General features: G+C 48.8%; 24 protein-coding genes and 1 pseudogene. 6 read left to right on the top strand and 19 right to left on the bottom strand.

Going from position 1 to position 26,456, the window contains the following annotated elements; all coding sequences use genetic code 11:
• Positions 1-58: 58 nt before the first annotated feature.
• The 5 genes from AOV_RS05255 to AOV_RS05350 form a co-directional block, all read right to left on the bottom strand.
• Positions 59-235, bottom strand: coding sequence for a Trm112 family protein (locus tag AOV_RS05255; RefSeq protein ID WP_075139231.1), 177 nt, complete (start codon positions 233-235; stop codon positions 59-61).
• A complete protein-coding gene (locus tag AOV_RS05250; protein WP_075139528.1) occupies positions 236-1,276 on the bottom strand; it encodes an extracellular solute-binding protein in 1,041 nt (346 codons plus the stop codon). It abuts the gene before it with no gap.
• Between the two features lie 246 nt (positions 1,277-1,522).
• Positions 1,523-1,894 (bottom strand): TrbC/VirB2 family protein, encoded by a 372-nt coding sequence (locus AOV_RS05245; RefSeq protein ID WP_075139529.1) that lies wholly within the window; start codon positions 1,892-1,894, stop codon positions 1,523-1,525.
• A gap of 14 nt (positions 1,895-1,908) precedes the next feature.
• The gene (locus AOV_RS05240) at positions 1,909-2,298 is read right to left on the bottom strand and encodes a TrbC/VirB2 family protein (RefSeq protein WP_410518158.1); all 390 of its coding nucleotides are present in this window, start codon (positions 2,296-2,298) and stop codon (positions 1,909-1,911) included.
• Between the two features lie 139 nt (positions 2,299-2,437).
• Positions 2,438-2,602 carry a hypothetical protein gene (locus AOV_RS05350; protein ID WP_158543039.1) on the bottom strand — a complete coding sequence of 55 codons (165 nt, stop codon included), beginning with the start codon at positions 2,600-2,602 and terminating at the stop codon, positions 2,438-2,440.
• A 76-nt stretch (positions 2,603-2,678) separates the two neighbouring features.
• Between AOV_RS05350 and AOV_RS05570 the strand changes: the two are divergent.
• From AOV_RS05570 to AOV_RS05215, 4 genes and pseudogenes are all read left to right on the top strand, one after another.
• Positions 2,679-2,756 (top strand): annotated as a pseudogene (locus AOV_RS05570) (P44/Msp2 family outer membrane protein); the annotation flags it as partial.
• A gap of 99 nt (positions 2,757-2,855) precedes the next feature.
• Positions 2,856-3,155, top strand: coding sequence for a hypothetical protein (locus AOV_RS05540; protein WP_275542898.1), 300 nt, complete (start codon positions 2,856-2,858; stop codon positions 3,153-3,155).
• Positions 3,156-4,017: 862 nt separating this feature from the next.
• Entirely contained in the window at positions 4,018-5,175 is a 1,158-nt protein-coding gene (locus AOV_RS05225; protein WP_075139530.1) for a P44/Msp2 family outer membrane protein, read from the top strand.
• 363 nt (positions 5,176-5,538) lie between these two features.
• On the top strand, positions 5,539-6,660 hold the full coding sequence (locus AOV_RS05215) for a P44/Msp2 family outer membrane protein (protein ID WP_233497162.1): 1,122 nt from the start codon (positions 5,539-5,541) through the stop codon (positions 6,658-6,660).
• A 327-nt stretch (positions 6,661-6,987) separates the two neighbouring features.
• Here the strand turns inward: AOV_RS05215 and ygfZ are convergent, their stop codons facing one another.
• A complete protein-coding gene (gene ygfZ / locus AOV_RS05210; RefSeq protein WP_233497161.1) occupies positions 6,988-7,764 on the bottom strand; it encodes a CAF17-like 4Fe-4S cluster assembly/insertion protein YgfZ in 777 nt (258 codons plus the stop codon).
• A gap of 84 nt (positions 7,765-7,848) precedes the next feature.
• Entirely contained in the window at positions 7,849-9,657 is a 1,809-nt protein-coding gene (locus tag AOV_RS05205) for a heme lyase CcmF/NrfE family subunit (RefSeq protein WP_233497160.1), read from the bottom strand.
• Between the two features lie 519 nt (positions 9,658-10,176).
• Between AOV_RS05205 and AOV_RS05200 the strand changes: the two genes are divergently transcribed.
• Positions 10,177-12,621: a valine--tRNA ligase gene (locus tag AOV_RS05200; protein WP_075139237.1), complete on the top strand. Its 2,445-nt coding sequence runs from the start codon at positions 10,177-10,179 to the stop codon at positions 12,619-12,621.
• Positions 12,622-12,730: 109 nt separating this feature from the next.
• On the opposite strand, the gene smpB is transcribed toward AOV_RS05200, so the two are convergent.
• The 9 genes from smpB to AOV_RS05155 form a co-directional block, all read right to left on the bottom strand.
• Entirely contained in the window at positions 12,731-13,180 is a 450-nt protein-coding gene (gene smpB / locus AOV_RS05195) for an SsrA-binding protein SmpB (RefSeq protein ID WP_075139238.1), read from the bottom strand.
• Between the two features lie 2 nt (positions 13,181-13,182).
• Positions 13,183-13,815: a 3,4-dihydroxy-2-butanone-4-phosphate synthase gene (ribB, locus tag AOV_RS05190; protein WP_075139239.1), complete on the bottom strand. Its 633-nt coding sequence runs from the start codon at positions 13,813-13,815 to the stop codon at positions 13,183-13,185.
• Between the two features lie 19 nt (positions 13,816-13,834).
• Entirely contained in the window at positions 13,835-14,335 is a 501-nt protein-coding gene (gene greA, locus AOV_RS05185) for a transcription elongation factor GreA (RefSeq protein ID WP_075139531.1), read from the bottom strand.
• A 20-nt stretch (positions 14,336-14,355) separates the two neighbouring features.
• Positions 14,356-15,879 (bottom strand): F0F1 ATP synthase subunit alpha, encoded by a 1,524-nt coding sequence (gene atpA, locus AOV_RS05180; protein WP_075139240.1) that lies wholly within the window; start codon positions 15,877-15,879, stop codon positions 14,356-14,358.
• A gap of 19 nt (positions 15,880-15,898) precedes the next feature.
• Complete coding sequence (gene atpH / locus AOV_RS05175; protein ID WP_075139241.1) at positions 15,899-16,471, bottom strand: ATP synthase F1 subunit delta; 573 nt, start codon at positions 16,469-16,471, stop codon at positions 15,899-15,901.
• Between the two features lie 563 nt (positions 16,472-17,034).
• Complete coding sequence (locus tag AOV_RS05170) at positions 17,035-17,286, bottom strand: DUF1467 family protein (RefSeq protein ID WP_075139242.1); 252 nt, start codon at positions 17,284-17,286, stop codon at positions 17,035-17,037.
• A gap of 3 nt (positions 17,287-17,289) precedes the next feature.
• The gene (locus AOV_RS05165) at positions 17,290-18,528 is read right to left on the bottom strand and encodes a CDC27 family protein (RefSeq protein WP_075139243.1); all 1,239 of its coding nucleotides are present in this window, start codon (positions 18,526-18,528) and stop codon (positions 17,290-17,292) included.
• Positions 18,525-19,289: a hypothetical protein gene (locus tag AOV_RS05160; RefSeq protein WP_233497159.1), complete on the bottom strand. Its 765-nt coding sequence runs from the start codon at positions 19,287-19,289 to the stop codon at positions 18,525-18,527. The genes AOV_RS05165 and AOV_RS05160 overlap by 4 nt, the downstream gene beginning before the upstream one ends.
• The gene (locus tag AOV_RS05155) at positions 19,282-20,508 is read right to left on the bottom strand and encodes a lipoprotein-releasing ABC transporter permease subunit (protein WP_117374497.1); all 1,227 of its coding nucleotides are present in this window, start codon (positions 20,506-20,508) and stop codon (positions 19,282-19,284) included. The genes AOV_RS05160 and AOV_RS05155 overlap by 8 nt, the downstream gene beginning before the upstream one ends.
• A 241-nt stretch (positions 20,509-20,749) precedes the next feature.
• Here AOV_RS05155 and holA point away from each other — a divergent pair, with 241 nt between their 5' ends.
• Positions 20,750-21,832 (top strand): DNA polymerase III subunit delta, encoded by a 1,083-nt coding sequence (holA, locus tag AOV_RS05150; RefSeq protein ID WP_233497158.1) that lies wholly within the window; start codon positions 20,750-20,752, stop codon positions 21,830-21,832.
• Here holA and gshA read toward each other — a convergent pair.
• The 3 genes from gshA to guaA form a co-directional block, all read right to left on the bottom strand.
• Positions 21,827-23,035 carry a glutamate--cysteine ligase gene (gene gshA, locus AOV_RS05145; protein ID WP_075139244.1) on the bottom strand — a complete coding sequence of 403 codons (1,209 nt, stop codon included), beginning with the start codon at positions 23,033-23,035 and terminating at the stop codon, positions 21,827-21,829. The genes holA and gshA overlap by 6 nt on opposite strands.
• A gap of 388 nt (positions 23,036-23,423) precedes the next feature.
• Positions 23,424-24,677, bottom strand: a complete 1,254-nt coding sequence (locus tag AOV_RS05140; RefSeq protein ID WP_075139245.1) for a citrate synthase — start codon at positions 24,675-24,677, stop codon at positions 23,424-23,426.
• Between the two features lie 31 nt (positions 24,678-24,708).
• Positions 24,709-26,298 carry a glutamine-hydrolyzing GMP synthase gene (gene guaA / locus AOV_RS05135; protein WP_075139246.1) on the bottom strand — a complete coding sequence of 530 codons (1,590 nt, stop codon included), beginning with the start codon at positions 26,296-26,298 and terminating at the stop codon, positions 24,709-24,711.
• Positions 26,299-26,456 lie beyond the last annotated feature (158 nt).

Here is a 26,456-nt window from a genome sequence, read left to right as displayed (position 1 = left end):
AACTGCCACCCTCGAGCCCACAGCAAACCCTGCAACGTTCGAAACTTGCAGCAGGGCGCTACTTATCAGACTCCAGCTTGCGCGCTTCGTCCACAAGCATTACAGGGATCCCGTCGTGTATGGGAAACGCGAGACCTGCATTTTCACTTACCAACTCGCAACTGTCAGCATCGTAATACAACTCACCACCAGTCAGCGGGCACACCAAAACCTCTAGCAATCTTTTATCTAACAACTACTTCCACCCCTCCTCGTCCGCAATCAAAACAGCTTCCGCTAGATGCTCCTCAAGGTCCTGCAATGGTAGCTCACTTTCCCGAAACTCACCCCAAGACTGCAGGACACTGGAGCACTCAACCCCCTGCACTATGGGATACTCCTGATTGACATACGCATATATCTTCTGCGCTTCCGCGCTGGACAAAAACTCCAACAATCTAACTGCATTGGCGAAGTTCCTTGCATGTTTGGCTATGGCTCCTCCGCTAATATTGACCATGGCACCTTCTCCCTCCCTTTGGTTGGGAAAAAACACAGCCAGCTTTGATGCGGCATCTTGGTCAGTCTTACCGCTGGAAGCACTAACCCTGCCCCAGTAGTAGCTATTTACTATCGCAATCCCACCTTCACCAGCAGCCGCTGCGTAGATCTGGTCGGTATCTCCCCCGCTGGGCTTGCGCGCAAAGTTGGCCACCAACCCTCGAACCCATGCCCGCGTTGCCGCAGATCCATTGCTTGCTATCATGAACGCTATTAGCGACTGGTTATACGGGCTGCTTGACGACCTGACCAAGATCTTGCCTTTCCACTTCGGGTTTGCAAGATCCTCATATGTGCTCAGGTCTCCGACATCTACCAATGCCTTGTTGTAAACCACCACCCGGGCACGTTTTGTAAGCCCAAACCAATACCCCTCAACATCCCTGTACCTTGCTGGAATGACCTGCTCAAGAACGTTGGAACGCACCGCTTGCAGCAATCCCCGCTTCTTCGCCAGTATGAGATTCACTGCATCAGCCGTGAGAAAGACATCGGCCTTGCTGTACATGCCCTCGCTTTCCATACGAGCAATCAGCTGCGCCGCCTCGTCGTTTATGTACTGAACCTTGATCCCGGTCTCCGCGGTAAATTTTCCAAACAGATCGCGCAGTAGCTCTTCCTTACGGGAAGAGTACACGTTTACCACCTCGCCCTGACTAGACTGGTACCTATCGTACAGGAAGCCTATGCCCAGACCTACTGCCAGGGCACACAGCAGTACTCCTACTACCCTCATACTGCAACCATCACCCAGGCACCGGGTCATATGATATGGAAACCAAAAAGTAAATCAAGGCAAATCTTTACAACAACCGCGGACAATAAAGATTCGGCTATACAACTGCGCGTATGGGCGCGGTTGAGCTGCAGGGGGAGATTTTCGAGTCGGGACAGACGAGCAGCAAATCTGCATGCACCATCCCAGCCCCCACCCTTACACTCAAACTTACTGACCATAGTCGCTAACCTCAGCCTCTAACTTCTACTTACCACTCAATGTGGCATTACCACCATCAACACAGTTGAACTTGCTAGCCTCATCACCATTAATCCCAGCAGCGAACTTAGCCATAAGCTTACCAGCACCAAAGAATATGGCAGTAAATACAACCAACATAACAATGGCAGGCCATGCGAGTTTACCGAATATAGCCATGATACTAGAACCTAGTATTACTCCAGTCATGATGGGTAATCCAAGTTTCTGCACAAACCCTATAACATTACATATAACCTTAGTAGCTGTATCATCAGCAGCAGGAGAAGCCTGAGCAGCAGCCCCTGCAGGTACACCATGGAAGATACCCCATGCTAACACTCCAGCAATCAGTAAGAATCTAAGCAACATCACCACTCTCCCAAAACCTATCAACCAGTAGCCCCGGTCCTACCCTCACCCTTGCACTCAAAGTTCTTGGCATCACCAATCTCACTACCTAGCCCAGCAGCGAACTTAGCCATGAGCTTACCAGCACCAAAGAATATGGCAGTAAATACAACCAACATAACAATGGCAGGCCATGCAAGTCTGCCGAAGATGGCCATAATACTGGAACCCAATATCACTCCAGTCATGATAGGAAGCCCAAGCTTCTGCACGAAGACAATGACATTACATATAACCTTAGTAGCTGTATCATCAGCAGCAGTAGCGTTACTGGCAGTATTAGCATAAGTAGAACCTGCAGTGATGAATAACCATATCAAGGCTACCACTGCTGTAGCCAGATGTCTCGGTGCAACATCGCAACTACACAGTGTGGTATTGTCACCATAGACACAGTTGCACTTATTCTACACCCAGGCACCTACTAACTTCTACTTGGCACCACCAAGGCTGGCATTACCATCAACACAGTTGAGCTCTGCACTACCTACTAACCTCAGCCTCTAACTTCTACTTGGCACCCAGTTTCCTAGCTTCACTCAAAACTACTGACCATAGCAGCTGGCACCCCATTTCCAACTTGGTGGCACCAGGGCTGGCACTTCCCGACCACACCTGAAGTTTCCCGTATTGCCCAACTTCACTGGTACCCAATGTGGCACCATCCTGCAACATACTCGACCTTGGGCTCACTCAGGAACCTCATCTTCCAATCCTGTCCCCCACACCCTCACAGCCCTAGAGGGGGAGCATTGGGTATAGCATTGGAGGAGCAAGGGTTGAAGTAGAAGTAGGGTATGAAAGGTTTGTCATCAAGGGAGGTAAGAAGTCTAATGAGGATACAGCTTCAGTATTCTTATTAGGAAAGGAGTTAGCATATGATACAGCAAGAGGTCAGGTAGACCGTCTTACTAATGCTTTAGGTAAGATGACCAAAGGCGAAGCTAAGAAGTGGGGTGCTGCAGTAGAGGGTGCTACTGGTGGTCAAGCAGTGAGCCAGAAAGTGTGTGGTACCGCTAACAGTGGCAGTGGCACCAACAAGTGTGGTACCGCCGATAGCAATGGCAAGCTCAGTACTGCATTCAATGCTGATGCAGATGCAACACTGCTCTCTGCTGCAGGTAACAACATCAGTACGTCAGGGATGGCGATTAGTGGAAACACAAGTAACTGCAAAGTCACAGTCGCAATAGTTACTGCGGTGTTCAGTAACTATTGGTGCACATAGTAACTTATGGGAAAGTGGAGTATATGGGCAAAGGGGCATGGATGTGAATTGACCTCTAAATCTTCAGCTCCTAACCCTACGATATTGGTATGGGAGGGGGGGCATGACCGTGATGACTGATGTGGCCCTGCCAATTTTTACGGTGGATAGGGGCTTGGGCGACTAATCTCTATCTTCACGTGATGGCAACTGTAGAAGATTGGGTACTGCATTCAGTATTGGTGATGCTGAGGTGGGTGTTGCTTATCTGTAGGACGAAGCATTTCTACTGGGTAAGGATGTTAGTGCACAGTTGAATTAGATGATGCCACACTGTGCGGATAGTAGCGCGGTTGGCTAGCACGGCAGGGCCACAGAGGGCGTAAAGAGCTTCAAGCATGTAAACAAGTACGTAAATCATGGCAAGTCAACACGAGGTTATAGACACCGGAGCGCAAGGTTGGTGACATTTGGGTGGGAGATAGTGCACATAAAGCACAAATTAAAAAAAATCTGTCTCGTATTTTGTACATTGACAATATATCCACAAGTGTAATTGTCAGCGCGTGCACGTGATTACATATATAAAGTACCAATATAAATATTTGTAGGGCTATAGCTGCGACTTTCCTGCCTCCTAGTATGTAATTGCTCAACATACCGCGCAGCAGGTTTAAGTGTGTGCGATTCGCGCAATATTACGACCTTTTATTGAATGCGAGATTTTTGCAACATCACAGCTGACACGTCCAAGGCTGCAATTAAGACACTACGCCAACTAAAATAAAAGGAATCTTCAGTTTATGTGCGCTAGAAATGTTGCATGAGGAACACACTAGTCCCTTATTATCAGCATATCATTGAATACAGGAGGAAGTCGCTTATGGGCGTCGTTTTTGTAAATTATGCTCGGTCTTTTCTGGCCGGCACTGTGGCCTTATCCGCTGTGTGCCTGAATTTTGCGTTACCATCCGTGGCGTTGGCATATACCTCAGATTGGGAACAGCAAGGCGGGCTCTACGCTGGATTGACACTTAACCCCTCATATGGCAGCGTACAAAACTTCAAACTGAAAGACTCCGGGCAGAACCCGGCAGGTATACTTACCTACTACAGCGGGCTTGGAACTGTGTCTGAGAGATTTGACTGGGACATATTGGATTCTACTGTAGAGTTTGAGAATAGTAGCTTTCCAGCACTTGAAGGCGCAGTAGGACTCAATATGCAAAACTTCAGGGTAGAACTTAACGTAGGAAGAGAAGTATTCCCGGTAAAAACTGATGAGGTGGGCAATAGTAGGACATTTCTTGTCATCCGGGATCTTGCGCATGCAATAGCACAGCGCGATTCTCATGCCATAGAAAGTGCACTTTTTCTACACACGGGAGGTGATATACAGAAAATCAAGTCGGCAATATCGGGCATTGAAGAAATTGAGCTGGCACTAAAGGCAGGCGTTGAGCAGCGCTTTGTGGATATGATGCGGAGCATGCAAAAAAACCCCAAGGCCGAATTTCCAAGGAGTGCGGTGCGGCACCTTGTCGCAGGTAGAGGCGCAGAAAAGTACAAGTACAGCCCGGAGTTGGTAGCTAAAAAAATAGCAGGGCTAAGCACACAGGGTGTGGCAAGAGTTGCGAGTAGTTTTGTCAGGAACGTGGAAGGTGCTACTGTTGCCAGAATTAGTGACATTACTTCAACATCTGTTACCCTAAATGTTTGTCGCGATGTTCCTACATATGTTCCAGGAGCGAGATTGATACCTTACGCCTGTGCTGGCGTTGGCTGGGGGTTCATGGGCATGTCAGGTGAAACCGCAACACATCTTGTGTACAAAGTAAAGGGCGGCGCGCGTTACGCACTGACACCTCGTGTCCACCTCATAGCGGGTGCATTTCTGCAGGGCGTATTTGGCAACGTGAAGCATCATGATATAGATACGGACTCCGTAGCTGGCGGCATTTCAAAATCGGCCAGCCGCATTTCGTCTACATTCCGGCTAAAAAACCTTGGCCTTAATATTGGAGCAAGCTTCTCAATTTAGCACAGTCAACCACAAAAATTCCGGGGGCAGTAGAGCCGTTGCTCCCGGTGTAGTTGCGGCGGTATGCATAGTTGTGTAATCGACAGAAATGGGACCTGTGGTGCGCGCATTTTCATGATTTGAGTTAAGACTGCAGTCCAAGAACGTGAACCTAAGGTAACCAAATCCTGCACCACCCGCATTTCTTATTGCAACCAGCACGTTGCATAAAGCACATATATAATGTATCCGAAAAATGTGTGGTTTACCGTGCAATTGCTTGAAAAAACATAAATTCATCTTGCAATGTTCGCGGTGAAGCTGGTAGAATCCCAAACACTGGACTCGGTCCGGTTGTATATGCTGGTGGTGGGGAGTTTGCCTATGAACGCGGTTGCTTTGTTAGATAAGGGGAAGGTCGCTTTGTTTGCATGCGCGTGCTCAGCTGCGGCGTGCCTGTTTGCATGTGTTGCGTTTGGTGCAGGACGTATCGAGCATAAAGGGGCGGGTACGCGGCGCGTATACGTAGTTGGCACAGCGGGCTGGGCACGTAGTTCCGTGAGAGATCTAAAATTAGGAACTATCGACGGTAAAACTGCGGGGGTGTTACCTTTGCGCCACACCCATAGTGCTGAGCACGATGAGTTGCTGGCGGAGATAGAAAGTTTTGATTGGGAGTCACCAAATCCAGACATAAGCTTCGGATGTGGAGATTTCCCGGCGCTCGGGTGGTCCGCAGGATACGCCACAGGTAGAATGAGATTTGAGTTCGGAATGGAGGGGAGAAGATTCCCTGTAAAAATCAATGATGAGTCCGCAGGCGGGGCTGGTTTTTTCCTGCTGCTCAAGAACCTCACCTACGCCCTTGCCTACAATGGCAGCAGTAGCAGCATTGCAGAAGCTCTGGAAAGCTGTACAGGATGCCAGGATGGGCTAGTTATAGACCCATCAGACGACAGCTTAGATATAGAAACCGCAATATACAAAGTTTCCGTTGATGGGCACGATGACGCTGAGTATAACGCCGAGAGTGCAGCGGAACGGCTTGCACTGTTTAGCAGCGAGGATAGACTCACCGCGGCTAAGTTGCTCAGCAAAGCAGTGGACGGTGTCGGAGAGGTCTCCGCGGTAGTGGAGGTAAACGATGTAGAAACCACGGCAGCCATGTTCAGTGCGTGTTACGATGCCCCAACGAGTGCATTCTCGGGGCGTCTCACTCCGTATGCTTGCGGCAGCGTTGGTGGGAATTTAGTCGACATATCTGGTAACGCTCTCTGGAGCCTTGCATATAGAGCACGCTTAGGGGTGAACTACGTACTTACGCAAAGAGTCTCGGTAAACTTGGAGGCCTTTGTCCACAAGGTGCCCGGTGAGGTGCGTTATAGAAGATTTGTTGTCGAGCACGTGCTGGGAGATGCGCAGGCAGACCGAGGAAGCGATTTTGCTGATGTTGCTCTTAAGCTCTCTTACTTTGGTGGGAATCTGGGACTTAGGCTCGAGTTTTAGCTATACATGCTGAAGTTGGCAAAGCCGCGCCCATGGCGACACAAGGCGCCTACCAGCATATGACCAGGCATGTGGGAACTGCACCAAAAGCGGGAATTTGGGGCCACACCCAATAAAGGTGTGGTCGCGTTGGCGTAAGTGGAATCACGGCGATGACATAGGCAAGATGCGGGGGTAAACCCCTCCCCTGCCCTGTAGCCGCACCGTGCCCAGGCAGCACTAATAGCTGTTTTTCGGTACATGTCCTAATGGCATGCAAAGTGCCACCTTGTAACCGCTGGAACATAGAAGCGCACTAAGGCGCAATACTCCCGCTGCCTTGTTCTGCTACCCATAAATTTTTAGGTGGGTTCCTCCGCTTTCTATATTGCAGCCATCAGTAATTTTTTCAACCTCCAAAAGGCACAAGCCCCAATGCCCAAGCGTGGATAACATGTGCCCTGCGGGCTGTCCTTGTGCAAATATTTCCTGCCCGCACACCAATACATTCGTGTCTGAAAATACCGTGTATAGCCTCTTTTTTGCACCTATTCTCCACATGCGTGCTACAACTTCTTGCCCAATGTAACACCCTTTGTTCAAACTTATGGCGTTAAGTCTGTCCATTGCAAAGTGCAGCGGGAATGACTCATTTCTCGCCATGTCCAGGACACAGTTTGGGATCGTGCACTTAATTCTCAGCAGCTCATACTCATTTAGGTCTGGTAGCTCATCACAGGTTACCGACGCGGTGGTAGGCACAATCGCGCGCATCCACATTTTCGAGTCTCTGGGATCTTGAAACAGTATGGCATCCTCAAAGCTTGCTGCACCACCAGTTGCATTAGGATGTACTGCGACAGCATATTTATCATCACAACGCTTCACCCTAACTCTAAGCTGTAGTCTGTATGAACGCAACAATTCGGTAAGAGCGTCCGCATCTGCATTTGCACAGTCTAGCAGGAAATTTTGTTCATGGGGGATCAGAAAGAAATCAAATACGTACCTTCCGCGGGAGTTTAATATCAAATTGTATATAGGCTCCTGTGTCCCGATTCCAAGCACATCATTGGTAGTGATGCCATGTAGAAACTTTCCGGCGTCAGGGCCATAAACCTTCAAAACACTGCGGTCGTGGAGCCGAAAAAGTTTCACTACTATCTCCCAATTACGCACCCAGTAATCATCATACTAAACTTCACCCAATCAGGCAGCGCTATTTGCACCTATAGCTGGGTTGTTTTGCCTGCGGCGCAGCCATACTTTTATCACCGATAGCACTCCCCCAGCTATCATCAGGGCAAACCCTACCCACACCAGATTGATAAGTGGTTTGTAATGCATCTGCACCGCTATCCCGCGGTTCTTATCCACTTCACCCACCACTATGTAGATATCCGCAAGCAACCCATGACAGATGCTACTTTCAGAATTTCTAACGCCTTCGACGTAGTAGAACCTGCTCTCGGGGAACAGTAGACAAACTACTTTGCCCGCTCTAGCCACAGAAAATTTTGCTCGTATAGCCTCATTATGCGGCCGCTTTACCAGTGACACGCCAGATAATGTTACGCTAAACCCGTGAATGTCCGCAGATTCGTGTTCTTTCATGTATTGTGTAACATTCTCTTGAAATGCAGCGGAGCACACTATACCAAGCATACAAACCGCAACACCGGCGTGCGCCATCGTCATTGCGTATCGCCCAAGGCTTATGCGTCTGACTGCGGCACTCAACCGCATTTGCGAGCTGCGCACTCGATGAATGTAATCTTCCAGTATTGAAACAAACAACAGCGCAGCCAGCAAAATCAACACTCCAGCGAGCTTAAGGGGTGCTACAAAAGGTACAAGCAGCGTTGCAATTACGGAAGAAATTTTGAAGGTCATTTTAAATTTCTCCGAGCCATCCCAACTTAGGCCAGATAGCAATATCATAACTACAAACAACGCCACAGATAGCATGCTGAACACGTTGTTGTAATAGGGCGCACCCACAGATATGGTATCTCCCTCAAGTAGTTCCAGAATTATGGGATACACAGTCCCTACCAACACTACTAAAAACGCGGTCAACATTATTACGCTGTTGGCCAAAATCGCAGTGAGTTTTGATATGCAACCAAAGTGGCGGCAAGCCTCCGGCAAATTTCTGTACTTGACAACAAATGTTAGAAGCCCCCCCACCGTTATTATTGTGACCAAAGCCAGTAGAAACATGCCACATCCCTGATCATTCGCAAAAGCATGTATAGAAACTAAAAACCCAGAGCGCACCAAAAACGTGCCGCACAAGCTGGCGATAAATGTTAGCAGAGCGAGTAAAAACGTAAAATTGCAATATATGCCAAACTTTTTCACCACTGGCATCATGTGAATGAGTGCTACTCCCAAAAACCACGGCATAAGCGAGACATTCTCAACAGGATCCCAAGACCAAAATCCTCCCCAGCCCAATTCTCTATATGCCCACCATCCGCCAAGTGCCACACCTAGTGTAAGTAAAGTCCATGCACTTAACACCCAGCCACGTATAACCGTGACCCACTCTTTGGGATCTATTCGCAAAATAAGTGTAGCAACCGTTATGGAAAATACCGCACCAAAACCCGTATAGCCCCCAAATAATACTGGGGGGTGAAGTGCGAGCCCGATATCCTGCAACATTGGGTTGAACCCCAACCCATCTGCGTCTAGGGTTATAACTTTCAGGAATGGATTTGCAAATATGACGCCAAAAAGTGAGAAACCAAAGCTGAGTAGGTTTTGTACAACAAGCGACGCTCTTTTCAGATCGTCTCGCCTGATCAGAAGCGCAATAAGTGTTCCATACGCGCTCAGCATCCATACGAACAGCAGGTTAGAACCATCATAGTTTCCCCATATCCCACACACCTTGTACAGGAGTGGTTGAGTAGTATGCGAATTCTGATATACATGCGCATAATTGAAGTGGTCCGTAACCCGCAGGTAGGTAAGCAAGGCCACAGCCGCGCTGTATAACGAGAACGACACATGTGTAAGTGTTGCCCCCCACGCAGTTGATGAGCGTGCAACCACGGAACACAGTAGAGACAGCGCGCATGCGCACATTAAAAACGCGCCCGAGCCGTCTATCGAATATTGCATATAACCTCGCTGGCTTGCACCTGAAACGTCAGCCCCTGCTGGCAGTAGGCATAGACTCTGGCACCACTTTATAGCGAATGTGCTGCTTACTCAACCGCTGGCAAGCTATGTGAGACCTAACGCGATAGCACGTGTTGTATATCAACGGCGTTAGCGGCATATATGGGTCGGTTACCCAACGCAATTTACCCACAAGAACTGCGCGTGGTACGCAGCTTGGTTTAGGATACACAGTATAGCCACAATATCAATTCACTACACCACGTTTCTGGTTACGCTCCCCAATTTATTCCCAGATAGGTGCCATACTGGCGGTGACTGTGGTATGCGAAATTAGAGTTGTTTAGAACATGACAATTTTTTATACTCCATGTTTATCGCTTGAACGTACGCGTTCGACATTTTATGCAGTCTTTAGATAGTAGATATCAGCACAAAACCGTAGAAGAGGAGTGCAACACCGCCTGGGATGAAAACAAAATTTACAGGTGGAGGGGAAACGTTGCACATAGTTTCGTCATTGACACACCACCGCCAACCGTGTCCGGAGTTTTGCACATGGGGCACGTTTTTAGCTACTGCCATACAGACTTCATAGCACGTTACCAAAGAATGGCCGGAAAGGACGTTTTCTACCCTATCGGCTTTGATGACAACGGGCTGCCAACTGAACGGTTGGTTGAAAAAGTCAAAAAGTTGAGGGCAGTACAGTTGGAAAGGGCGGAGTTCACCAAAATGTGCAGGGAGGTTTCGCACGAGTTCAGAACAAAGTTCAGAAATATATTCAGGCGGCTGGGAATAAGCTACGACTGGGCGTTGGAATATCACACAGTGAGCGAAGAAGTACAGCGGCTCTCGCAGGCTTCTTTTCTTGATTTACACGCAAAAGACAAGCTATACAGAAAGCAGCAGCCCATATTGTGGGACACCGTAGATTGCACCGCCATAGCGCATGCGGAGGTCGAGGAGCTGGAGCTGCACTCCCACTTAAACACCATTAGCTTTTGCACAGTAGGCGGAGAGAAGATCAATATAGCCACTACGCGGCCGGAGCTTATACCTGCGTGCGTGGCTTTGTTTTTTAATCCTGAGGATGATAGGTACATACACCTGCATGGCCAGTTTGCAGTAGTGCCCATCGGAGGGCATAAAGTCAAAATTTTACCTGACGACAAAGTACGAATCGACAAAGGCACAGGACTGGTAATGTGTTGCACATTTGGTGATGAAACAGACGTCTACTGGTGGCGCACACATAATCTAGACACCAGAACCATTGTGAGTAGGACCGGACACATAGGGAACCTCGCGGAAGATACTCCAGATTCGAAAATTCCTGCAGCACAGTTCGATGGAATGCATGTGCAGAAAGCCAGAAAGGCGGTCTGTACCGCGCTGGAGGGCGCCGGATTGCTGATTTCACAGGAGCCAATCGTGCATACTGTAAAGTGCGCAGAAAGGTCAGGCGCACCAATAGAGATCTTGCTTAGCCATCAGTGGTTTGTGAAGGTAGTGGAGCACAAGCACGAACTTCTCAAGCAAGTACCAAAAGTACGGTGGCATCCGGACAGCATGCGTAAACGCATGGAAATATGGATCGAAAACCTAAACTGGGATTGGTGCATATCTAGGCAGCGGTACTTTGGTGTACCATTTCCGGTATGGTATTCCAAACGCGAGGGTGAAGTGGGCAAGGTGCTTCTACCCAATGTGCATGATCTTCCTGTAGATCCATTGCGAGACCTACCCAGTGGCTACGGCAGAGATGAAGTCGAACCGGATGTGGACGTCATGGACACGTGGGCCACCAGCTCCATATCGCCACAGTTCCTCACAAAGTCTATAGGGCAGGTGTTACGTAATGAGCGTCTCGAACCTTTATTTCCTACAGACCTCCGGGCACAAAGCCACGAAATTATACGTTCGTGGGCGTTTTACACAATGTTGAAGTCTTACTACCACAACGGAGAGATTCCGTGGAAAAACATAATGATTAGCGGGTGGTGCCTCGCTGAGGATAAGACAAAAATGAGCAAATCCAAGGGCAACGCAATGGACCCTGAAAAGACACTGGATCTTTATGGGGCAGATTCCGTGAGATACTGGGCTGCAAAATCTCGCCTGGGGGCCGATACTGTGTTTTCCGAAGAAGTGCTGAAAACTGGTAGAAGACTCACAACCAAGCTGTGGAATGCGAGTAAGTTTGTGGCTACTTTTCTGCACAATAGCCCCCCTGCCAGCACGACAGCGTCACCTACAGATTTGTGGATACTATCTAAGTTGCACAAAGTAGTTGCTCATAACACAGAAAACCTAAAACTTTTCGAGTACTGCGCAGCACTGAATCGCACAGAGGAATTTTTCTGGAAGGATTTCTGCGACAACTACTTGGAGTTGGTAAAACACAGGGCATACAATCACGGGTCAGCACACGGGCATGCTTCCGCTGTTAATGCTTTACATTGTACCCTAAAAACCCTACTGTTGCTGTTTGCGCCGTTTCTACCGTATGTTACTGAGGCAGTATATGGCACACTCTACTCCGGGTGTATACACACCCAAGAGTGGCCAAACGCTGACGAAATTCCTTACAATGCCACACTTGAGCAGCACGGTGATGCACTAATAAAAATAGTGGAAGAAGTACGTAAAACAAAAACTCATGCGCAGGTTTCTGTCAAATACCCAGTCAAGCTCATAACCATAGGTGGGCTTGCAGCTGACTTCCCGGAGCCCATGCTCGAGGATCTTAAACACGTGTGCTGCACAGAGCAGATCAAATTCACTGCACCAGATAGTGCAGAACTTGAAGTTGTTGTGACGTTGGCTACCGCGGGCTCACCAACATGATTCCACAAATTGCTGTAGCGGTGCAACGCGTAATCATGCAGTGGACCCTACGCACTCAGTTACAAAGCTGCCGCAAAGTCGTCCGCTTAGCTGCGTGCGCACCCTGCGTTTAGACTTCCCTGCGGGACATTCTACTCTTCTCGCGCTGCCAGTCCCTGGCTTTTATTGCCTCGCGCTTATCGTATAGCTTCTTTCCTTTAACTATTGCAATTTTGATTTTTGCGATCCCCTTGTCATTAAAAAAAATCATCAATGGCACCACAGTCAGACCAGACACCTTCATGTTACCAGCAATTTTGTGGATTTCACGTTTGCGTAGCAGTAGCTTCCTCACGCGCAACGGCTTATGATTTTTGCGGTCTGACCTGTTGTACTCGGAGATGTGCAGATTGTGTATCCACAGCTCCATGTCCTTTTCCAAGACGTAGGCGTCACCCATATTTACTTTGCGCTGACGCAGGGATTTCACCTCGCTCCCAACCAGCACCATCCCGGCGTCATATTCCTGCAGGATGAAATAGTCAAACCTTGCCTTGCGATTCTCCGCAATTATCTCCATTACTAAAAACTGCTCAGGTATTCCACAAGCCCCTTTATTGTGGTAACACCAATGCCGTGTTCTCGAGCGAATGCAACAATTTCGGGTAGTCTAGACATGGTACCATCGGGGTTCATGAGCTCACAGATGACCGCCGCGTCTGTCGCACCAGCAAGCTTAGCTATCTCAACACTTGCCTCGGTATGACCCGCCCGCTTGGTTACTCCGCCACTGTCAGCCACTATGGGAAACACATGTCCGGGGGTGACAATATCATCAGCGGTGCTATGCTCAGCAACTGCGGCTAGTATGGTCGTTGCGCGGTCATAAGCAGACACCCCTGTGGTTATGCCATACCTAGCATCTATAGATGTGGTGAAGGCTGTACAACCGTCTTTCGCATTGCGTCTGGGCATCAGCGCCAAGCCAAGCCTGTTCGCATGCTGCTCAGAAATTGCGAGGCACACAATCCCGCTACCATATCTTATCATCATGTTTATTGCCGCAGCACTGACCCTGTCAGCAAGCACTACAAGATCACCCTCATTTTCTCTATCCGCATCATCCAAGAGCACAAAAGCCTTGCCCTGGGAAGCGGCCTCAACAACTTCATCTATAGGAGCGAAAACCCCCGAAGCCAGTGGCTCAACATTCATATAAACCGACGCTCCATTTTCACACAAATTCAATCTTCATAATTTGGTAGATCTTATAGTCGCCCCTAGGCGTCTTCACCTCGACACTATCCCCCTCCTTTCTGCCCAAAAGAGAGAGCACCAGCGGGGATTTTATGGAAATCATATTCTTCGACAAATCCGCTTCATACTCGCCAACAATCTGGTACTTCATCACACTCGTAGCGTCAGTCTGCTCGTCATAAACTGAGACTGTCACTGTGGCACCGAACATGACGGTATCCCCAGACAGCTCAGACACATCTATCACCTCAGCCCTAGAGCGCTTGGACTCAAGTTCCATTATCTTGCTCTCAACGAGCCCTTGTCTCTCGCGCGCCGCATGATATTCAGCATTTTCAGAAAGGTCACCCAGCTCTCTAGCATCCGATATAGACTTAATAATCTTAGGCCTTTCACTCTTGAGAGCCTCCAACTCTGCCTCTAACTTTTGGAATCCCCTCCTCGTGATTGGAAACCTGGTGGTCACGTAATCACTCATACAGCACCCATCCTCCACAGTCAAAAACTAGCAGCGAAACCCCTGATAACCCCCAAAAGCTTATCTTTTATATCATCAGCAATATCAGCTGACAAGGAAGACATAAGATCCTTATGCTCAGCACGAAGACGCTCCAGAAGGCCCCTTTCGAACCTGCTAATCTCACTAACCGGGATGTCATTTACGCAGTCATCAGCGCCAGCAAGCACGACTGCAACCTGCTCTTCCACGGAAAGAGGTGAGTACTGCCCCTGTTTGAGCAACTCCATAAACCTGCGTCCCTTTTCTAGCATAGCCTGAGAGCTTGGGTCGAGATCGGAGCCAAACCTGGCAAAATCTTCCAACTCCCTGTACTGCGCCAGAGTGAGCTTCATGGAACCAGCAACTTTCTTCACAGACTTAACTTGGGCTGCAGAACCGACACGGGAAACAGACAAACCGACATTAATCGCGGGTCTAAACCCCCTGTGAAACAACTCAGACTCTAGAAATATCTGCCCATCGGTTATGGAAATCACATTGGTAGGTATGTAGGCAGACACGTCCCCAGCCTGTGTTTCGATGATAGGCAACGCGGTCAAGGAGCCGCCGCCCAAATCATCAGACAATTTCGCCGCTCTTTCCAAAAGCCGCGAGTGTATGTAAAATACGTCACCGGGGTATGCTTCCCTGCCTGGAGGGCGCCGTAACAGCAGAGACATCTGCCTGTACGCAACAGCGTGTTTAGATAGGTCATCATACACAATCAGACAGTGCATGCCGTTGTCCCGGAAAAATTCCCCTATGGCACACGCTGCATACGGAGCAAGATATTGTATGGATACGGGATCAGACGCACCAGCAGCCATAACTATTGTGTAGTCCATTGCTCCCGTTTCCCTCAGTTTATGCACCACCCTAGCAATCGAGGAATTCTTTTGGCCAATAGCAACATAAATGCAGTACACCCTGTTTTTCGCATCAGCCGCATCGTTGGTTTTCTTCTGATTGATAATGGTATCAAGCACCATTGCCGTCTTGCCAGTTTTCCTATCACCGATGATAAGCTCACGCTGACCTCGACCAATGGGAATGAGCATGTCCACGGTCTTTATCCCAGTCTGCAAAGGCTCGCACACAGGTTGCCTAGCCATTATACCAGGTGCCCTAGCCTCCACTGGAAGCCTAGAGTCAGCCACAATGGCGCTGCCTCCATCTACCGGAAACCCAAGTGGATTTACCACTCTACCAAGTACAGACAGCCCTGAGGGTACTGTCATAAGTTCGCCCGTACATTGCACAGAGTCCCCCTCGCGGATTTCCCGATCTTCCCCGAAAACTACCACGCTGCACGTATCGCGCTCCAGCCCGGAGACCACGCCCCGCACTCCGGAAGAGAAAGCCACGGTTTCACCAAATTTCACGCCACTCAGGCCATATACTAGGGCTATGCCGTCTTTTATGGCGACGACATCCCCAACACTGCTGGTCTTGACTGGGCTATCAAAGCCCTCGATTTTTTCCTTTAGAATTCTGAGTACATCACCAGAGGACACAATGCTCATGCTTCACCATACCACAAAACTAGACACCACAAACAACGCTCCTACTCACCCTCTCTAGCTCCCGTAAATGTCCGGAAAACGAGGCATCGATCACTAGGGAGTCCATCTTCGCAACAAACCCACCAAGTATTGCGGGATCCACGCGCTTTGTTACGGTTGCCGGCTCACCATACTCTGACTTTACGATGCTCAATATCCTCTTCTCCTCGGCCACAGACGCCGGAGATGCCGTGGTTATTTCTAGCGCAAACTGGCCGCGCGCGCGCATGAGCAGAACGGAAAACTCCTCAAACATGTCAGGTAGCAGATCAAATTTACCGTCTCTGACAACCACACACATAAAGCCTACCAGGGCGCGACTTAACTTACAGCTCTTGCACAAAGCCTGCAATGCCTCAACTTTGTGCTCTTTCGGAGTTACAGGATTTGCGAAAAACGCACGGACCCCGTCATCCGCAGCAAGTGCGCCACGCACCACCTTGATCTCCTCGCAGATGCTGTCCGCGCTATCCACAACTATATCTAATAAAGCACGCGCATAACAGTATGCAACGCGCCCACTCCCGTGTTTCCTCACAACATCCAAAAACAAAGAACATAGAACACCCGCCGTATTATTGCTTACACTGTATACCCAGTCAAGTGGTTTCCCTACAATACACCCGCACCAGAATACAACTGTCCATGCTTTCAGCTACATGTACGTTTTAGCATTCCAGTTTTATGAAATATACTAAAATAAGCCCGCTGCAGCATAGTGTTGCAAACAGTGTGCCGCCACAGATGCGGGTCTTTTGCGCATTTTTGCACTTCACCACTTAACACTGCACACCTACACCTTTGAGCGGCGTAGCTGCCTTTTGAGTAAGCCATAAACCGTTGGGCAATGGTTCCCACATAGATTGCGTGATCGGCGCCTTGCTTGCTATGACGTCAACACAGGAGCTTACTCGTGCTCCAGCCGTATTGCATCTTCACTTTTAGTCTCTGGACCGCCATATAACAGACCTGCGCTAATTACGGATCTTCACATGGCAAGTGGGATTTTATACTCACCACCAACGCTAGGTGACTAACCCACAGCACCGTGAGCGCGTCCAATTCACTCAGACGGGAACACTTAGTTGTGTGATGGCAGAATGGCAAAGCAGGCGCCTACGGCACAAGGTCATACAAAAAGCTAAGGTCTGCAAGATACCCAGCGTATTTCAAATAACAGTATAGGCCGGAACATATTGCAGCAATTATGGTTACTATAAAAACTTTCGCGGCTAGGTGAACACGTTTGGGAGCACTACTGGCACAACCTACCTGGGGCCGAGCGTCTACCTCAATATTTATAGGCAGCGCAATAAAAATAGCCACCCACCAGGTGATAGTGAATACTAGCAGCGCCCCAGCAACCACCGTTTATCCCAACCACTGCACAGAATCAAATGTGTTGCAGGCAGAGCACTCATGGCTCCACTCGGGCAATACAGAACAGCATTTTGTGCAACGCCACCGCATATTAGGCAAGGAGTCTTTTTGCATCTTTTGAGTCCAGTACACAACCTCATCAATATTTCCTATGCACGCCATGACGTCCACCATAATACAATAGAGTTCAACGTACTTGTACTTAGCGAGGGCACGTTTAGCATACTGCTCAGCCGCGTTATACTGCTTAGCATTCATATATCGCTTGACGGCCAGCATCATACTAACATAATGCTCAGCATTTAAGCCACTGAGCCGTTCCATTGCTGTGTCATGATCTTGTGATACTGCCAAGTATGCCGTAACTATTTCTGGATGTGGCGTGGTTTTATAGCACGCTTCCAGCACATCCCTAGCTTTTTGCAGGTTACCCAATTTTTCGTGGGTTTTGGCTTTTAAAATGGCCGCGTGCATGTCTGTTGCCCGCCCTACCAACTTGAGGCCCTCCTTATATTCGCCCCGTTGATAGCATGACTCAGCAAGCATGAGGCAGGCTATATCTGCCACTCTTTCGTGTTTGTAGGGAAGAACAATACCTCGCTTAGCTGCTAGCTTTACTTCCACAAGCACTGTGCCCCAATCCCCCTCTATGCGGGCGATTTCCAATCTAAACATTGTAGCCCAAGGTGCCCGGTGGAACACATCACACAACCTCTTCAACACCCTAAGTCTGCAGTCTTTGCTTTGCTCGCTATTTAGCGACTCCACCAACCACAGCCCCAGTCTCTCGTCAGGCAAGCTACTACCCTTGAGAAGCAGCAATGGCTTTTCTGCCATTTCATACTGTCCAAGTCTAAACCACGCGCATGTTTCCAATATCGCAAGGGAATGACAATCAAGCGCACGAAGTTTTTCCACTGTATTCACAATTTGCGCATGGTTCATTACTCCGCCAAGGCTCAGCAGGGCATATCCCCTGCCCAGAGATTCATATTGCTTGGCAACAGACCTACATTTTATTTTATACACGAGCAGCGCGCAGGCCAGGCACAGTCGTAGCAAAGCAGCAAGTAGAAGCGCTAGAGCACACACCACAAAAACTATAAACACGGTGTTTGCCTCTATGACGTACCCAGCAATTTCCATTTTGAGCACGAGCTCTTCGTAATTCTGTATAGCCAATCCAGCCGCCAGGGACGCTACTATGCAAACCAACAAATAGGTGATCATATTCCCTCTGGATTACTGTTAACACGCTCTATTAGCCGATCGTATATCGTGGATAAGCTCCTCTCAACCTCTAATATGGATTCCAGATCTTTCGCCCAAGAATCTATACCGGGTACGGGGCTTAAAGAAGCGCCGTTGGCCACCTTTAAACAATCTTCCCAGGCGCCCTGGCGTGCCAGGTGCTCTAGGCGTTCGAATTCCCTCCATAGGGCTTCGTTGCGATTTTCTATTGATATCCATTTTGACAGGTGTTTGCCCACTGGGCCAACCACAGCCGCACGCAGCCTCTTGCGAAGATCGGACAGGTCTTCAATCAGGTCTCTGTATCCCTTCCTTGGATTAAACCCCTCAACAACTTTGAAGCTGTCGTCAATCTGCTGGTCACGCAATCCCGCAAGCATAGGTTTTACCGCGTAGACCGCATCATGAGACATTGCACCCAAGGCAAAGGCTCTGCGCAGATCTGCCACCATGAGCAAAAGTCTGGCCAGACACTCTGTACGCGCGCACCCATCTTTGTTTACTACAATGGTGCTCTTTCGGGGAACTATGCTTTTTAGCTGCTGCACCTTTGATGACAAGTCAGACAGTGCCGCGTCTGCGCGTGCATGGTCACCTGCAAGTTTTTCAATGTTAGCCGAGAAATCTAACAGCATTTCCCTACATTCCAAAACAAAATACGTAATTCCGCCCATACATAGAGACAGAATACAAAAAATTCCTATCCACCCACAATTTTCTGCCTTCATTTGCTTACTCATATCTAAGAATATCAACCGGGTTTTGGCGCGCAGCCACAATCGCTGGAGGTACAGCGGCCAATAGCGAAGCGCTAAGAGATAGCACCACAACCTTTGCAATATCTCCAAACATCATTTCTGGCGATATTCCCTCCAGACAGTACGCTATTGATTCAAAAAGTGTCCCGTTTCCAAAGGAGCTAAAAAAGTTGTTTATACTCTCAATGTTTGCGGAGAAAGCAACCCCTAAAATGCATCCGAAACTGGTTCCCAACATCCCTATAAAAGCACCGCACATGCAGAATATACGCATAATTGCGTATCTACTCACACCCATTGTGCGCATTATAGCGATGGCACCCTTTTTATCTCGCACGAGCACGGATATCCCTGAGATTATGTTAAAAGCCGCAACGATGACAATAAGAGCCAGGATAAAAAACATGGCGTCACGTTCCAATTCAAGCGCACGGAAGTATTGCCCCTGTTGCACCTTCCAATCTTCTACCCTGAGGCTGGTTCTCCTTGCAATGTCGATAAGGGCTTCGGAAGATTTTGTCACATCCTTGAGAAATACCTCTATGTACTTCACCCTACTTACATATCCAAAAAGTAACTGGGAATCCCGCAATGGGATATACGCAAAAGCGCTGTCATATTCGTACACTCCTACATCAAAAATACCAGTCACTCTGTAAGTCTTCGTGCGTGGTACGGAACCAAAAATCGTCGGGGAGGTTTCCGGAGAGATTATAGTGATTTCATCACCATAATCGGCACCAATGCTCTCTGCAAGCCTAAAACCTAAAACTATTCCTTCCTCAAGCACGTCTACATCACCCCTTGCGATATATCCACGTAACTTGCGGCGTATATCACTCATATACATGCCCCGCACTACCGCGCCCATAATGTTGTGTTCATATTTCAGCATGGCTTGTCCCTCAATAACAGGTGCAGCGGAAACCACGCCGGGCACATGGCCAATCTCGGCAATTATATTTGGATAATCTGGGCAATTGCAGTGGATTGTAATATGGCCGTTCATACCCAAAATGCTGGATAGCAGCTTCGCAGAAAAGCCATTCATCACTGACGTGACTGATATGAGTGTTGCCACTCCTATGCAAATACCCAAAATGGAAAGGACAGTCGCCGTAGAAAAGAGGAACCGTCCTCCGTTAGATTGTAAATACCTTCGAGCTAACAGCCACTCCAAGCCCATAACACCGCTGCTCACATGTAAGCCACATCTACAGCACGTATAGCACGCTTCCAGGGCAGTTACAATTCCTGCGGTATTGTATTCTGTAGTTGCTTGGAGATTGCGGCATGGAAAATTAAGATTGGCAACTGCAAGATGTCTGCGTATGCAAGTGCCGTCCAGCTGCACGTGTGTCAGTGAACTGTCACTTTATTAGTGCATGCAGCAACTAGACATCTGCGTAATACGGCGTACACTAGAAACGTTGAGCGATAAGGTGCTCAGTCGCGGTTCCGTGGGCGGTATAACAGTGAAGATCACCCCATCAAAGTTGAGAGATTTTTTCAATAGCCCAGAAACCTATGGGAGCGTGCTGCTCCACGGAAGTGATTACAGCAGGATGAATATGTATACACAGAAAATCCTGGATCACATTAACTGTAACAATGAATTTGTCATACACAAGATGGAGTTCCTCAAGGCCAACCGGGACCCGGAGCAGTTGCTTGTTAGTTTAATGACTGTTCCAATGTTCGGTCAAAAACCCCTGGTTCTTCTTACCGATGCGAAAGATATGCTATCCGCCGACTTAAAAACTGTTATGGAAGGCATGGATACGCAACACTGTTACGTGATGATACAAGCTCGCGAACTTTCGGGGGCTTCCACACTAAAGGGTTATTACAACAACCACAAAACGTTCGCTGCCGTGGGTTGCTATAAGGAGGAGGATGTGGGCTTCATAGTGGCTGACTTTCTCGAAAAGCATGGCATATCATACGGGCATAGCACGTTCAAACTGCTCTGCACCACGATAAAACATAGCGCTGCTTGTATACAACCTGAGCTGGAAAAGTTGTTGCTTTATCTAGGTGAAAAAAAATCTCTGTCGACAGAAGACGTACGAAAAAGCTTGTCTACTGATGTAGACCCCGTACTGGACGACCTTTGCGTGGCAATAGCGGATGGTACTTTGGCAGATGTTTTGAAATGTGCTGATACGTTAATGCGGAATAGAATCTCTCCAGTATTGGCTATAAGGTCCGGCATGAAGTACTTCATGCAACTTGAATATCTGCTAAGGGCAGCCCAGAATCAAGTAAGTATTGATAGCGCCCTGAAGGCGTTGCAGCCCCCAGTATTTTTTAGGCTCATACCTAAACTTAAGAGAAATGCTGAGTCAGTTTCCTACAAGACAGTACAAGTAATTTTGCGTAGGTTATTAGAGGCAGAAATGCAGTGTAAACTTTCTGATGCAACGCAGGAGGTTGTTTTTAAATACCTTATGTGCTCGCTGGCCGCATTTGTGAAACGTGCTGAGGGTAAGCCGTTGCATCAATACGGGTACCACAGCTTATGACAACCCACCATTTAGGTAGGCGCTTTCTATCTCTTCCGCCTCTACAGCCGCAGCTAGAATCGCGAGTTTGCCCACTGTCCGCCAAACGCGCCTTTTCTCCTCCGCTATGCCAGATCCCACATCAGCAAACCCACATCCGGGAGCGTTTAGATTCTCGAACTTGCTCCTAGTAGCGTTATATCTGCACAGGTAACACACGGGCTCCGCCCCTATACAATACAACAACGGCTCTGCCGCGTGGTTGCAAAACACCTCATTGGTGGGGACACCTTCTTGCAAAACTACACTCTCTACTGGGTTGTTTTCCTTAATCTTGCGCATTTTGTTGCGATTTTTTTTGTTCATGTTTAGCACGTCTTCCCCGCTGTACACCTCTATTACGCCCATGCCATAGGTTCCATTATCCGCTTTGATGAAAACATGTGGAGTACAGTTCAGTCCGTAAAAGCGAAATTTTTCTCCAATTTTGGATATCAGATCCTCAACTCCACTGGCAACGTTGTCAATGCCTTTCTTGCTGACAAAATCCACATCCTGGCAGTGCACAAAAAGCGTGCAGACCCCCCATTTATCTATTCCAAATTCCGTACAGAACTTTTCCGCCACTTCGCTGTATATGCTAAAGTATCTGGACTTACGCCTGTTAAACCAGCCCAAATGAGGCGGGGGTATCATGCGTTGCGCTATAATGCCATCAAGTACGCCCGGGATGCCACTGGTAAGATCGTTGTTTAGTATGATGAGGTCCGGCACAAATCCAGAGGTTGTGCTCACCTCGCCCCCACAATTTACTAGGGCTCTGACGTCTAGCGTAGCACCTGTGGATGACAGCACGCTCATATCTTCGGCGATGCCGCAGACACCTACCTCGAGCTGAAATCCAGATTCACCAAGCATGTCTCTAAGTGCTATAACGCTATCAACGTATTTCTTGTTCCTGGTGTGGCTTTCAACCACAATCAGCACCTTAGACCCAAGATACCGAGATAGGTATTCCAAAAATGCAGACTTCGCCCTCTGCCTTGCATCCACACCAAAGTTGTTGTACCCTGCCGGGAAGAAGTTAACATCAACCGGGGCTATCTTGTATCCTGAGCTGCGAACATCTACGGATGTGCTCAGAACCGCAGGGTATCTGGAGAACCAGTCGGCGAACCAGTCTTCAACCGCTGCTGCACGACGCTCAAGCACGTCCTCAAGCATCTTGACGCATGTCAAAATAGAACCTTAAAAACCCAAGAACTAGCTGGAATTATACCCGCCTTTATGCCCGTCAACTACCTAATTCTGCCGTGCGAGAACCTTAAAGCCGCCACAGAACACAGAATGTTGCTAATCGCATACCTAGCAGTTGTACAGGAAACACTGGTTATGCTATTTGCAGTCGAATCCGAAACCCGCACACCACAACAACCACGAGCAGGCTCTACCCGGCTGGTACGCATGGCTGCCCTATGTGCAATCAGCCCTGGTCCAGATCTAGAGCGCCCTACAGTAATTCTAGAGCGCAGACAGACATCTGCACACTCCCGTACAACATATAGACACGTCAAACATCGCTGAGCCTTACATGGAACAAACTCTGTTCGCGTTATTTTGCGCTCATCTTGCCCGTATAAAGTTGGCGTGGACGGCATATTTTGTTGCCCTCATGTTGTTTATCCACCATTTCATACCATTGGGCAGACCATCCGGTGGTTCTCGCCAGAGCAAAAAACGCAGTAAATATGTTCACTGGCACTCCAACCGCCCTTAGCACAATACCGGAGTAAAAGTCAACATTGGGGTACAGGGAGCGTGTGACGAAATATTCGTCTTCCAGAGCCGCCTTTTCCAGCGCAATTGCCACATCCAGCAGTGGGTCATCCGCGCCAAGCCCATTTAGCGTTTCTTTGCATATATCCCGGATGATACGGGCTCTTGGATCATAGTTCTTGTAGACTCTGTGGCCAAAGCCCATGAGTCTCACTCCGCTCTCTTTCCCTTTCACTTTCTCAATAAACTCACCAACTCGTGCGGGGCTACCAATTTCCTCAAGCATCTTCACAACTGCTTCATTCGCACCACCATGAGCCGGGCCCCATAAGGTTGCTACACCCGAACTTAAGCACGCAAAAAGGTTAGCTCCGGCAGAGCCGGTTGCTCTTACCGTAGCAGTAGAAGCATTCTGCTCGTGGTCTGCGTGCATTATGAAGATGGCTTCCAGCGCCTTGCAGATAATGCTTTTGCGCGTTTCGTGTAAGTCACCAAACATCATGTGCACGAAGTTCTGTACGTACCCCAGGTTTGGATCTGCCTCTGTGAGTGGCATGCCAGAGGTGTGCCTGTAAATGTTTGCAACGATACCCGGTACCTGTGATATGGCCACAATCGCGCTGCGAAGTGGATCTAAAGCATTGGCACCGTGATAGCGGGCGGCAAGAGCTGCAAAACTCGCAATTAGTATAGCCATGGGGTGAGCATCACGTGGTAACGCCCGAATTACGTCTACAACTTGCGCGTGTACATCGTACCCCCGGCTCACAGTGGCAACAAAGTCGGCAAGCTCACGCTCTTGCGGCATAGTCCCGTGTAACAGTAGGTAGGCAATGCTGCAAAATCCACCATCTGCCGTGGCAAGGTCAGCGACATCATACCCTCTGTAACGAAGCACACCCTCATCGCCATCTATGAATGTTATCTCGGATTTGCATGCAGCAGTAGACATGAATCCGGGATCGTAAGTAAGGATTTTGGAATCTCTGTAGAGGCCAGTTGTGTCAACAGCTAGTGTTCCATCGCTGCCACGCACAACAGGCAGGTTTATTTTGCAATCCCCACACTCTAAAACCGCTTTTTCTACCATACCATCCTCCAGACAACAAACTCACCAGACATTACTCCCACTCGATCGTTGCCGGGGGCTTCGAGGATATATCGTACACCACCCTATTCACCCCCTGTAGACTGCTTACAATAGCCCTACTAACTTTTTGTAAAACCGCAAGAAACTCCAACTTTCTCTCGTCAGCCTCACTGAAGGGAAAGCAGTCCGCGGTCATGCCATCACTCGAGGTTACTGCTCTGAGCGCACACACATACCCGTAGGTTCTACCATCACCCATGACACCAACGGTGCGCACGGGCACCAAAACTGCAAACGCCTGCCATATGTGGTCATACAACCCACTCTCACGTATTGTATCTATGTAAATGTTGTCTATTTCTCTCAGCAGTTCAACCCGCTCTGCTGTAACTTCTCCCATAATCCTGACTGCTAACCCCGGACCCGGAAACGGGTGCCTGCCAAGTATTGCGGATGGAAGGCCAAGCTCTTTGCCCAACAACCGCACCTCATCTTTAAACAGGCACCGAAGCGGTTCCACGAGCGACAAGTTCATAACTGCAGGAAGCCCACCGACATTGTGGTGCGATTTAATTTTTGCTCCGGATCCTCCTACGCCTGACTCTATAACGTCCGGATATATAGTTCCCTGCATAAGGAATTTTATATCACCCAAACCCCGAGCCTCTTGCTCAAAAACCTCGATGAATGTTTCGCCGATGATCTTACGCTTCACCTCCGGGTCTTGCGCGCCCGCAAGGCGCTGCATGAATAGGTCGCTTTTATCCAGAACATTCACGTGCATATTGAGCTTGTCCACAAAAAGGTCTCGCACTATACCAACCTCGCCCTTGCGTAGTAAGCCGGTATCAACAAACACGCAAACCAACCTTTCTCCTATTGCCTTGTGAACCAGCACTGATGCCACACTGGAATCAACTCCGCCACTGATAGCTGCTACCACGCGTCCGCCATCGGTAGCGGACTTTATATCCTCAATTTGGGTATGTAGGAATGACCTCATTGTCCAATCCCTGGTACAGCCTGCAATCTTTAAGAAGTTGTCCAACATCTCGCGTCCACCCGGAGTGTGAGCCACCTCTGGGTGAAACTGCATACCGTAAATCCTACGTTCATCGTTGCCCATAAGCGCTACAGCCCCAGTATCTGCGCTGCGCGCCACCACCCTAAAACCTTGCGGCACCTCACCAATTACACTATCAGAATGGCTCATCCACACATCCACCTTACTGCCTGCCAACCATACCCCTTCGGTGATAGACGAGGGCTCAATGACGTCTAGCTGAGTTCTGCCAAACTCCCTGGCCGCATCCTGTGCCACATCAACCCCAAAATAGTGCGCCAGCACCTGCAAACCGTAACATATACCCAGCACTGGCACGCCTGTTTGTAGGTTGAGATCCAACACGTCTGACACTGCCTTGGGAACACCGCGTGACCGCTGAACTGAATTTGGGCCCCCGGAAAGAATGAAGGCACCAATGTTGGTTTCACAACTGGCCATAGCCTGGAAGTTCGTGCTAGGAGGAAACACCTCACTATATACGCCTAGCTCCCTAACCCTTCTGGCTATTAGCTGGGTTACTTGGGAACCAAAGTCAACTATGGCAATGGTAGACATCTAACGTTCCTAATTGCGTGTTGTATAGTACCAGAAACCCGCGGTCCATGTATACTTGTCGAATACCGCATTGTAAAGTTTTATTAGGTGTTGACAAGTCGGATGAAGGCCCCGATACACATCTCAGGCACATCCACTCTGAAGGCGCAAATCCCGTG

Source organism: Anaplasma ovis str. Haibei, from assembly GCF_002214625.1.
Taxonomy (GTDB): domain Bacteria; phylum Pseudomonadota; class Alphaproteobacteria; order Rickettsiales; family Anaplasmataceae; genus Anaplasma; species Anaplasma ovis.
The sequence above is the reverse complement of the archived record's forward strand: the minus strand, read 5'-3'. Positions and strand labels throughout refer to the sequence as shown.